8 protein-coding genes and 1 rRNA gene are annotated in these 10,754 nt (G+C 63.6%); 4 read left to right on the forward strand and 5 right to left on the reverse strand.

The window, feature by feature from the left end; all coding sequences use genetic code 11:
• Positions 1–45 precede the first annotated feature (45 nt).
• From RQH14_RS15015 to RQH14_RS15025, 3 genes are all read left to right on the forward strand, one after another.
• The gene (locus RQH14_RS15015) at positions 46–564 is read left to right on the forward strand and encodes a GNAT family N-acetyltransferase (protein ID WP_311213976.1); all 519 of its coding nucleotides are present in this window, start codon (positions 46–48) and stop codon (positions 562–564) included.
• A gap of 9 nt (positions 565–573) precedes the next feature.
• Positions 574–2,307, forward strand: coding sequence for a helicase HerA-like domain-containing protein (locus RQH14_RS15020; protein WP_311213977.1), 1,734 nt, complete (start codon positions 574–576; stop codon positions 2,305–2,307).
• 115 nt (positions 2,308–2,422) lie between these two features.
• Positions 2,423–3,451, forward strand: coding sequence for a hypothetical protein (locus RQH14_RS15025; RefSeq protein WP_311213986.1), 1,029 nt, complete (start codon positions 2,423–2,425; stop codon positions 3,449–3,451).
• 121 nt (positions 3,452–3,572) lie between these two features.
• On the opposite strand, the gene RQH14_RS15030 is transcribed toward RQH14_RS15025, so the two are convergent.
• The 4 genes from RQH14_RS15030 to RQH14_RS15045 all read right to left on the reverse strand — a co-directional run bounded on the left by RQH14_RS15030 (position 3,573) and on the right by RQH14_RS15045 (position 9,028).
• Positions 3,573–5,546, reverse strand: a complete 1,974-nt coding sequence (locus RQH14_RS15030; protein WP_311213978.1) for an NHL domain-containing thioredoxin family protein — start codon at positions 5,544–5,546, stop codon at positions 3,573–3,575.
• Complete coding sequence (locus RQH14_RS15035; RefSeq protein WP_396136304.1) at positions 5,546–7,801, reverse strand: cytochrome c oxidase assembly protein; 2,256 nt, start codon at positions 7,799–7,801, stop codon at positions 5,546–5,548. The genes RQH14_RS15030 and RQH14_RS15035 overlap by 1 nt, the downstream gene beginning before the upstream one ends.
• 140 nt (positions 7,802–7,941) lie before the next feature.
• Positions 7,942–8,229, reverse strand: a complete 288-nt coding sequence (locus RQH14_RS15040; RefSeq protein WP_011776355.1) for an HU family DNA-binding protein — start codon at positions 8,227–8,229, stop codon at positions 7,942–7,944.
• Between the two features lie 235 nt (positions 8,230–8,464).
• Complete coding sequence (locus RQH14_RS15045) at positions 8,465–9,028, reverse strand: GNAT family protein (protein WP_311213979.1); 564 nt, start codon at positions 9,026–9,028, stop codon at positions 8,465–8,467.
• A 203-nt stretch (positions 9,029–9,231) separates the two neighbouring features.
• Between RQH14_RS15045 and RQH14_RS15050 the strand changes: the two genes are divergently transcribed.
• Positions 9,232–10,230, forward strand: a complete 999-nt coding sequence (locus tag RQH14_RS15050; RefSeq protein ID WP_311213980.1) for a patatin-like phospholipase family protein — start codon at positions 9,232–9,234, stop codon at positions 10,228–10,230.
• Between the two features lie 242 nt (positions 10,231–10,472).
• Here the strand turns inward: RQH14_RS15050 and rrf are convergent.
• Positions 10,473–10,589: ribosomal RNA gene (gene rrf, locus RQH14_RS15055) — 5S ribosomal RNA — on the reverse strand.
• Between the last annotated feature and the right edge of the window lie 165 nt (positions 10,590–10,754).

Here is a 10,754-nt window from a genome sequence, read left to right on the forward strand (position 1 = left end):
ACGTTAACTGCTACCTACTTGGGTTCCACCTACGAAAGGCCTGACATGACCGCCACTCCTACCCTGCCGACGTCGGGCCTGACCGTCCTGACCCTGCCCATGCGCGATCCCCGCGTTCGCCCACTCCTGGACGAGCTCGCCGTCGAATACAACAACCGCTACGGAGACCTGTTCAGCAGTGAAGGGGCCGCAGAGGAACTGAACCGTTATCCCGCCGAGGAATTCGAAGCCCCGCACGGCGCCCTGATCATCATCCAGGAGAACGGCGAGTCAGTGGCCGGCGGCGCATTCCGCCGCTACGACGAACACACCGCCGAGCTCAAGCGGATCTGGACCCACTCGGCCCACCGACGTCGCGGCCTGGCCCGGTTGGTGCTGACGGAACTGGAGAATGAAGCCCGACGGCGGGGCTACCGGAAGCTGTACCTCACCACCGGGCCGCGCCAGCCGGAGGCGAAAAACCTCTACCTCGCCACGGGCTACAAGGCCCTGTTCGACCTCGCAGCGGACCCAGAGGAAATCAAGCATTTGGCGTTCAGCAAGGATCTTGCCCCGCAGAGCTAAGCTATGCGCATGGCCAACAAAACAACCGCCGAAAAACTCGCCACCATCCAGCAGGGTTACACCCTGGAAGGTGCCACCATCGAGTTGGGGGCGGCGATCGTTGACGGTGAAATCCACAAAGAGGCGCAGGTCCGGCTCCCGCTCGCCATGATGAACCGGCACGGGCTGGTGGCCGGCGCCACGGGTACCGGCAAGACGGTCACGCTGCACATGATTGCCGAACAGCTGTCGACGGCGGGTGTTCCGGTTTTCCTCGCGGACATCAAGGGTGATTTGTCAGGACTGGCCACGCCCGCCACAGGCTCTGAGAAGCTGACCGCCCGCACCTCGGCGCTGGGGCAAGAATGGTCTGCGAAGAATTTTCCCGTTGAGTTTCTCTCGCTCGGTGGGGATGGCCACGGCATCCCCGTCCGCGCCACCATCACCTCGTTCGGGCCCATCCTGCTCTCCCGAATCATGGATTTGAACGACACGCAGGAGTCCAGCCTCCAACTGATCTTCCACTTCGCGGACAAGAACAACCTGGAGCTGATCGACCTCAAGGACCTCCGTGCGGTCATCCAGTTCCTGGCCTCGGACGAAGGCAAGGCCGAACTCGCCAACCTTGGCGGCCTCTCCAAAGCCACAGCCGGAGTGATCCTGCGCGAACTGGTCACCCTTGAGGCGCAGGGGATGGAAAAGTTCTTCGGTGAGCCCGAGTTCGATACCGCGGAGCTGCTCCGCACAGCACCGGATGGCCGGGGTGTCATCAGCTGCCTTGAGCTTCCGACCCTCCAGACCAAGCCGCTGCTGTTCTCCACGTTCCTCATGTGGCTCCTGGCCGACCTTTTCGAGGACCTCCCCGAAGCCGGCGACCTGGACAAGCCCAAGCTCGTCTTCTTCCTGGACGAGGCCCATCTGCTGTTCAACGGCGCCTCCAAGGCTTTCCTTCAAGCCATCACCACCACCGTCCGGCTTATCCGTTCCAAAGGCGTGGGCATCTTCTTCGTCACCCAAACGCCCAAGGATGTTCCGGCCGACGTCCTGGGCCAGCTCGCCAACCGTGTCCAGCACGCCTTGCGCGCCTTCACCCCGGAGGACGCCAAGGCGTTGAAGGCCACTGTGTCCACGTTCCCGGTCAGCGACTACGACCTCGAAGAGACGCTCACCTCCGCGGGCATCGGCGAAGCCGTCATCACCGTCATGAATGAGAAGGGTGCGCCCACACCGGTTGCATTGACCCGGCTCCGTGCACCGGAGTCCGTCATGGGGCCAAGCGCCGACGACCTCATCAAGAGCACCGTAGCTGCGTCCTCTTTGCTGGCGAAATACGGCACCGCAGTGGACAACCTCTCCGCGTACGAGAAGCTCAATGGTCAAGCCGCCGTATCCACCGGCGATGCTGCTCCGGGGCAGCCTCCGGTGCCTGCTTCATCTTCCGGTTCGTCCGGAGCTACCGGTGCGTCCGGTTCCTCCGGTGCTTCGCAGGCCGACATCGACGCCGAAGCGCGCCGCATCGAAGAAGAGATCCTCGGCCGACCCAGTTCGAGGCCCTCGTCGCCCGAGTCATACCCGGCTCCCGCACCGGCTCCAGTTCCGCAGCAGGCTCCGGCCCAACAGGATGGCATGTTCGGTGACATCGCCGGCGCCCTTGGTGGGGCGCTGGGCGGCGGGCTGAAAAGCATGGTCCGGTCCATGGGCACGCAGCTCGGCCGTGACCTCCTGCGCGGCGTCTTCGGCACCTCCTCACGGCGCCGCCGCTAGTCCCGCCTGACTGACACATGCACGACGCCGGGTGGCAGCAATGCGCGCTGCCGCCCGCCGTCGAGCCTTCTCCAATCGGTGGACATACGTCATATCGAGGCCTTCCTGCACAGTGATCGCCGCCGCGGCAGGTAACGTAAAGGGCGTGCAGTTGAGTCAAGCGTTCGTCAAGACCGCAGCCGGATGGCTGCTCGGTCTGATGCTTGCTGCCGCCGGAGCCATCGTCTGCATCAATCTGGTGAGCTCGTCGGTGGCCAGCCCACAACAGCCCGTCAAGGAGTACCTGGCGGCGCTGCAAAAGGGCGAAGGCGAAGAAGCACTGGGCCTCCTGCGGGCCAAAGTGCCCAGCTCGAACGCCGCCATGCTGGACGGGACCGCCCTGCAGACCGCCGCTTCCAAGATGTCCGACGTCAAAGTGGGGAACCCTGAATCGCGGGGAAGCAACCGCGTGGCAGTCCCCGTCGACTACAGTCTGGACGGCAGCAAACTCCACACAGAGTTCCTGATGGAACGGACCGGGACGCAGTGGTTGTTCTTCGCCAAGTGGGCGTTCGTGCCCACCACGTTGCCCACCATTGAGGTCACGGTGGTCAATGCCAGCGAAGCCACCCTCAACGGTGTGCCCGTCAATATGCCCAATGGCCGCAACACCTTCGCAGTCTTCTTCCCCGGCAAGTACGAGGCCAGCCTCAACGGAACCTTCTTCGAGGCGCCGCCCGCCTCGGCCCTCGTATCAACGCGCGACGGCGGCCAGGCTCCCCTGAACCTGCAGACGCGTTCCACCAAGTCAATGAACGAGGCCGTCGCCGGGAAGGTCCGCGAATTCCTGGACAGCTGCGCGACGCAGGCCACCGAGCAGCAGCGGCTCCAGCCCGATTGCCCGTTCTACCATGCCAGCAACGCGCGCGTGGTGGACGGAACCATCAAGTGGGCCATCACGGATTACCCCAAGATCACCATCGAACCTTTCGGCGGCAAATGGGTGGTGGCTCCCCTGAACGGCAAGGCCACCCTGACCGCCCGGGAAATCAACCTTTTCACCGGGTACGTCAACGACCTCAACGTGGAGCACGATTTCAGCTTCACTACCCAACTGGATGTCGACGCCGACACTGTGACAGTCACCCCGATGCTGACCTTCTGAGCTTCCCTGGCTCGCCGCACTCGCCCGCCGTTGACCAAGTCCGCGGCATAAAGTCCGCTGGAATGAAAAGGCCCGGGCCAGCCCCTAAGGGGCAGACCCGGACCACTTCAGTCAGTTGCGTTTAGTCCATACCGCGCAGGTCCAGGACCAACTCGGACTCACCGTCGGCCTGCAGGACTACCGGAATGCCCCAATCCTGCTGGTAGAGGTGGCAGGCGGCGTGGTCCGGGATTTCGCCGTCCTCAGTTTCAGGTCCATCGCAAGCAGCCGCACGGGCGGTGATGTGAAGGATGCCTTCGGGAACGTCGGCGGACAGTTCAAGGGTGCGCAGCAGACCTACCGATGTTCCGCCCCCGGAGACCAGCAGTTCCGGCGGGGTGGAAGAGATCTTCAACTGCGTGGGGTCGCCCCATCGGTCGTCCAGCTTCTGGCCCGTCGGCGCCGCGAAACGGACGGCCAGTTCCAACGGGCCGGGGGTCACCGGGCTCTTGGGGCGGTGCGTCTGTGACGCGCCCTCGTCCACTTGCTGGGCTTCCTTGGGGATCGGTACCAGGACAAGTTGGTGCTTGTTGGACTCCACCACTACAAGCAGCGGCTCGCTGCCTTCCACCTGGACCACCACGACGTCACTCGGCTCAGCGAGGCCCCTCGCCAACGTGGACACCGATTTGGTAGCGGGGTCATACCGGCGGACGGCACCGTTGTAAGTATCTGCGATGGCTACAGAACCGTCCGGCAAGACGGTGACACCCAAGGGGTGCTGCAACCGGGCTTCAGCGGCGTCTCCGTCACGGAAGCCGAAATCGAACAACCCTTTGCCTACTGCCGTTTCCACGGTGACGCCGGATTCGTTCAGCACCAGCCGGCGAAGGGACGACGTTTCCGAGTCCGCAACCCAGATGTTGCCGTCGGCGTCGATCGCCAGGCCGGAGGACTGGGCGAACCAGGCTTCTTCGGCCTTGCCGTCCAGCAGGCCCTCCAGGCCGGATCCGGCCAGGATGGAAACCTCGTTGCCCAATGGGTCGAAGGCGAAGATCTGGTGCGTGCCGGCCATGGCGATGACAACGCGCTGCAGCTTCTCGCTCCACACCACGTCCCAGGGTGAGGACAGGGAAACCTCGGTACCCAGACCCAGCGCCCCTACATCAATAGCGTCGGCCGCGAAGTCAGCCGGGCCGGCGTCGTGATGTTCAGACCACGTACCGGCGCCAGTGTCCGTCACTCGGGCGGGTCCGGCGTCCAGCAACCGCTGTACACCGTTCCCGGCGACGGTCTGCACGTAACCGGAGCTCAGTGTCACTCCACGGAGGCGGTGGTTGACAGTATCTGCCACCACGGCGTCGTAGCCCAGTTTCCAGGCGAGCTCAGACGGGAGCAGTGCGACGCCCTGTGGCTCGTTGAACTGTGCGATCTCCGCTTGGCCGTCCAGGTACCCTTTGGTGCCGGAGCCGATGACGCGCTCCACGGTTTCCAGGTCCGGGCGGAGCTCCACCAGGCGGTGGTGGCCGGAGTCAACTACGAGGTAGTTGCCGTTCGGCAATTGCGTGGCTTTGCCCGGGAAACGCAAAGTGCCCGACGTCGGCACGGGAGCCACGTAGGGGCCGTTGCCGCGGTGGAGGGTTCCCTTGGCTTCATGCTCGGCTACGAGTTCTTCCAGCAGGACAGCCAGGCCGTCGGCGTGGCCCTCACCGGAAAGGTGGGCCACGATGTAGCCCTCGGGGTCGACGACCACCAGCGTGGGCCAGGCACGGGCCGTGTAGGCCTTCCATGTGGCGAGTTCCGGGTCGTCCAGGACCGGGTGGTGGATCTCGTAGCGCTCAACGGCCGATGCCAGCGCTACGGGGTCTGCTTCGTGCTCGAACTTGGGCGAATGTACGCCCACCGTCACCAGGACGTCGGAGTACTTCTCTTCGAGGGGGCGCAGCTCGTCAAGAACGTGCAGGCAGTTGATGCAGCAGAAGGTCCAGAAGTCCAGCAGCACGATCTTGCCGCGCAAGGACTCCAAGTCCAAGGATTTGCCGCCCGTGTTGAGCCAGCCGCGGCCCTCCAGTTCAGAGGCCCGGACCCGGAGTTGGGTGCGTACGGTTTCGCTCATCAGCGTCCTTCCAGCTTGGTGTTCGGTTCAGTCTGCCCTGCAGAGTCTGGGATGGGGCGTTCGGCATTGCTGCTTTCGGCCTGGGCCGTCCGGGATGGTTGAACCGTCCTGGAAGGCTGGGCAGTGCGGCCTGCCACTCTGGCATCGTGGTCGGCGAGCCGGGCAAACATATCGTTGTAAGCGCTCAGGTCGGCGTCGTTATTCCTGTCCGCGGCACGATCAACGCGGCGGGTCTCCCGTTCATCCGAGCGCGACCACATGACAGCCACTCCGATCGCCACCAACAGCGTGGGTACTTCGCCGATGCCCCATGCCACTGCGCCGCCCAACTGCTGGTCCCCGATGGCTGACGGACCCCAGGCCCGGCCAAGGTTTCCAAAGTAGTCGGCGGCCAGCAGCCCGGTGCCACCCATAATGGCTACCCCAAAGAACGCATGGAAGCCCATGGTGGCCAGAAGGAGGAGCAGGCGCATCGGGTAGGGTGCGCGGCGCGGCAGGGGATCGCTGCCGATCATGCTGAGCACAAAGATGTAGCCGGTCAGGAGGAAGTGCACGTTCATGAGCTCGTGGCCCACGTGCTCGCGCATCGCCAGGCCGAACAGGTCCGAGTAGTAGAAGAGGACGATAGAGCCCGCGAAGTTCGCTGCGGCGAACAACGGGTGCGTCACGATCTGCGAGAACCTGGAATGCACAAAAAGCAGCAGCCATTCGCGAAGTCCCCGCGAGCCTTGGGCTCCCTCTCCCCTGGAAGGCAGTGCCCGCAGGGCAAGCGTGACCGGTGCGCCCAGAACCAGGAAGATCGGGGCAACCATGGTCAGGGCCATGTGGTCCACCATGTGCGCTGAGAACAGCACACGGCCATAAACAGCAGGCGGCCCGGAGGTGATGTACGTCAGCACCACGAGGCCGATCAGCCAGTTCACTGCACGGAACCAAGACCATTTGTCTCCGCGCTTGCGGACCTTGATGATGCCCATGATGTAGGTGACAGCACCGAACAGCGCTACTCCCACCCACAGCCAGTCGAAGCGCCACTCGGTCAGCCAGCGTTCCGGAGTGAGTTCCGGTGGGAGCTCGTAGCCGGAGAGGATGAACGACGGTGATGCATCAGGCGCATAGGTGGTGGGTTGCGGCGGCGCTGAGCGTCCCAGCGCAACGGCAAGTCCCGACGTCGCGCCCATGACCAGCAGCTCAACCAGAACCAGTTGCCACAGCACGCGGCGGGCAGACATGGAACCGTTCCTGCCGAGCTGGGGAATGACCCACTGCCGGTGCATGAAGCCGATGCCACCCAGCACCAGCGTGGCCAAGGACTTCGCAACGATGAGTTGCCCGTACGGGGAGCCGAACAAATCCGCGGGGTTGGTCACGCGGATGGCGGCATTGATGACGCCGGAGGCGAACACCAGCACAAAGGCGAAGCCAGCCAGGGCCGAGAAACGCCGGAGGGTTTGTTCGGTGATGTCCGGCGTTCCCTTGCTTCGGGAACCCGTGAGGATCCCGGAAAGGACCGCGAGCATGATGATTCCGCCCACCCACGTGGAGACCCCTACGAGGTGGAGTCCCAGGGAGTTGATGGCGCCTTCGTGATCGCTGGAACTCGACGAGTGTCCGATCAATGCGGTGGGAATCAGGCCGATCAGAGCCAGCAGCAGAGTGAACGCCAGCCCGGTCAAGGATCTCACCCCGAACAGCGCGGTAGTGACCACTGCGGCAATGATGGTGACGGCGAGCCAGGCCTTGCCCGTCTCGATGTCCGTCATGAAGTACACCAGCGAACGGGTGAACTCGGCATCGCCGGAGAGCCCTTGCCCCGCAACGTCTGCGTAGGTCAGGACGAGGACTGCCACTGCGGACAGTGTCCATGCCGCTCCCGCGGCTGCGGCGACGGCGAGGGCCCGGGCAAAAGCGGGATGTTCGGGTGCGTCAACATCCTTCTCGCGGGAGCGCGAGCCACCGATGTTCTTAGGCAGGATGCCGACGGCAAAAATCAAGCCGCCCACCACGGTTGCCACTGAGACGTTGTGGATGGCCTTCGCGAACGGAAGACCCCACCGGACCAGCTCGCCGGGGTCGGATACCTGCCGTGCTGCCGAAGCGCCCGAGAAGATGAGTGCCGCGGCGAGCGTCAGGAACAGCGCCGCCAGGCCGGCCAGTTGCCATGGCAGGGAAATCCCCGCGGCTGTAGTGCCTCCCCGCGCTCCCGGCGTGGGAACAGGCGAAGGGGCAGTTGCGGAATTTCTTGCTGATGGCACTCATCCATTGTCCGCTACCTGTCGCAAGGCTGCGAATCGGGGCGGTGCTATGTGGATCACGGGCGCTAAGTGGATATAGAAAGCAGAAGGGACGGCAACCATCAGGTTGCCGTCCCTTCCAGGCGTTCGCCGAAGAGTAATTACTTCTTCTTTGCGACAGCAGCCTTCAGCTTGGAGCCAGCGGTCAGCTTGACGCTGTGCCCGGCCGCGATCTGGATGGTCTCGCCGGTCTGCGGGTTGCGGCCGGTGCGAGCTGCACGGTCGGTGCGCTCAACTGCGAGCCAGCCCGGGATGGTGATCTTTTCGCCGGCGGCGACAGAAGTCTCGAAAACTTCGAACAGTGCATCGAGCACGGAGTTGACTGCTGCCTGGCTGGTGCCAGCCTTGCCTGCTACCTCTGCAACGAGTTCACTACGGTTCTTAGCCATTTACGTCCTCCTGGACTCATACGTTTTTGAGCTTTCAAGCGGAATGCGAGCAAGCCACTGTTCGAAAACTTACCAGCTTGGGCTGGCATGGCCAGCAAATTCCGCGTGTTTCCGCGCCTTTTTGACCAAAATCACCGGATTTTCGGGGTTTTTAGGGGTGCTTTACGCCCTTGGCGTACCCTACGGCGTTGGCCGCGCCCCCTTGCTGCCCCATCAGACCTCACGCTGTGCACCGTCAGAACAGGACGCGCTGGAACAAAAGGTGGTCCCTCCATTCCCCCGCGATGTGCAGGTAGGCGGGCGCAACACCGATCCTTTCGAAGCCGCACCGGCTGAGGACAGCTTGGGACGCTGCATTGTGGAGCAGTGTCGCGGCCTGGACCCGATGGAGGCCGAGCTCCTCTGTTGCCATACTCACGACGGCGGCAACCGCGCCCGACGCCAAACCCCTGCCGGTGCATTCCGCATCAATCCAATAGCCCAGGTTGGCGTTCTGGAAAGGCCCTCGGACGATGCCGGTCAGTGTGATCATCCCTTGAATTCCGCGGCCGCCAGTCACCACCCACGGCACCTCGCTGCCAGCGGCATAGTGGCCGAGCTTGGCTCCTATCGAAGCCTCCTGGCCTGCCACGGTGAAGAAGTCATCTCCACGGGTGGGTTCCCATTGCTCCAAATGCCCGCGATTGCGCAGATACGCAGCAGCCAGGTCTGTGGCATCTGAAAGCTCCAGAGGGCGCAGATTCAGCTGTTCGCCGCCCGCTGCACCCGCGCCGGGAGAGACCTGTCGTGTGAGATTCATCCCCAGACTCTACCGGCGCCCGACCCGACAATTGCGTCGGTGTCTACGGAGTGATAACTTTTCGGTTGATCGTGAACTTTTGGCAGGAGGTGAGACCCATGAACGCAGTATCCACAGTGGGCGCTCCCGGCAGTCCACGATCCCGCGACTGAGCTAGTCGCCGCTGGGAGCGTCCGTCACGCACTTCGCGAAAGGCGACTCCCATGAGTACATCAACTTCTTCATCACTGAACGCCGGCCCGACGACGGTGCCCGGGTTACCGGCGCCCGTCCAGTCCCAGCCACAAGTCGACGCCGATACAGCCGTCACGGGACCGGCGTCGCCCCGACGGGCCTTGGTCCTCGGTGGCGGTGGCTCAACAGGCAACGCGTGGCTGATCGGAGTCATCGCGGGCCTGTTCGACGCTGGGCTGGACGTCACCACCGCAGAGCTGACCGTTGGCACCTCAGCAGGGTCCACCGCCGCAGCCCAGCTGGCCTGCGCGACCCCAACCGAGCTGTTCGATGCCATCGTTGCCTCGGCCCCGCCGGAACCAGCGGACCACGTGCGGTCTGGCCGGGTTGGGCCTGGCGTGAGGCCGGTAGTTGACCAGATGGAACGAACCGGCAACATCATGAATGCTTCCACGGACATGGCGGATATGCGCAGACGGTTAGGGGCAGCAGCAATGGACATGGCCGAAGCCATGGAAGGCTCCAGCGCACGATGGCGGGCCACGGTGGCAACCCGTTTGCCCCAAGCGCAGTGGCCGGAACGGACAATCGTCCTGACAGCCGTCGACGCCCGGACGGGTGATCCGGTGACATTCCACCGCCACAGCGGAGTGGATCTCGTAGACGCGGTTGCCGCCAGCTGCGCCAGCGGTTTCGCCTACAGCATCGGCAGCAACCACTACATCGACGGCGGATACCGCGCCAACGCCGAAAATGCAGACCTGGCAGCTGGGTATGCATGGGTGCTGGTGTTGGCCCCTTTCGGCGGCCGTACGCGGACTCCGTTGGAGTGGGGCATGCACCTCTCTGGGCAGGTGGACGCGCTGCGAGCCAACGGCAGCCAGGTTGAAACAGTCTTTCCCAACAACGAATCCGAGCATATGTTCGGCGTCAATGCGATGGATCTGTCCTTGCGTCCGTCAGCGGCCCGAGCAGGATTTCAGCAGGGCAAAGTGTTAGCGCCTCAATTGGCCGATTTCTGGAGCTAATGGGCTCATCCGGGCCGACGGAAGCTCCTGCACCAGACCCGAGGCAGGCCATACCTTGTCGACGCCCAGTCGACAAGGGCAGGTCGGCTCACATGTGGCCGGCCCGGCCGTGAGGGCCGGCCGTTTGGGCTGGTGTGTGCTTGGTGGTCAACGCTGGTGTTTGTTGTGGTGGCTAAATTTGTTGTGTTGGTGGTTAAAGGGGAAGAGCCCCGACCTGTGGTCGGGGCTCTTGCCTAATGGTTGTCCGGCGGTGTCCTACTCTCCCACACCCTCCCGGGTGCAGTACCATCGGCGCTGTGGGTCTTAGCTTCCGGGTTCGGAATGGGACCGGGCGTTTCCCCCACGCTATGACCGCCGTAACTCTGTTACCCGCCCCGACCCCCGGTGTTGTGGGGGTGGGTGGGAAGACTTTGGTTACAACTGTGGTGTTGTTTATGTAGTTGTTGGTTCCGGCAACCCTTGGTGCGGGTTGTTGTTCGGGAACCACATAGTGGACGCGTGCAGTGTGTTGTGTGGTGTAAGTT

The organism is Arthrobacter sp. WCS2018Hpa-7, from assembly GCF_031843805.1.
Taxonomy (GTDB): Bacteria; Actinomycetota; Actinomycetes; order Actinomycetales; family Micrococcaceae; genus Arthrobacter.

What these genes read in the sequence shown, in the direction of transcription:
- RQH14_RS15015 (WP_311213976.1), top strand. Translation starts at nt 46, where the DNA reads ATGACCGCCACTCCTACCCTGCCGACGTCGGGCCTGACCGTCCTGACC.
- RQH14_RS15020 (WP_311213977.1), top strand. Translation starts at nt 574, where the DNA reads ATGGCCAACAAAACAACCGCCGAAAAACTCGCCACCATCCAGCAGGGT.
- RQH14_RS15030 (WP_311213978.1), bottom strand. Translation starts at nt 5,546, where the DNA reads ATGAGCGAAACCGTACGCACCCAACTCCGGGTCCGGGCCTCTGAACTG.
- RQH14_RS15040 (WP_011776355.1), bottom strand. Translation starts at nt 8,229, where the DNA reads ATGGCTAAGAACCGTAGTGAACTCGTTGCAGAGGTAGCAGGCAAGGCT.
- RQH14_RS15045 (WP_311213979.1), bottom strand. Translation starts at nt 9,028, where the DNA reads ATGAATCTCACACGACAGGTCTCTCCCGGCGCGGGTGCAGCGGGCGGC.
- RQH14_RS15050 (WP_311213980.1), top strand. Translation starts at nt 9,232, where the DNA reads ATGAGTACATCAACTTCTTCATCACTGAACGCCGGCCCGACGACGGTG.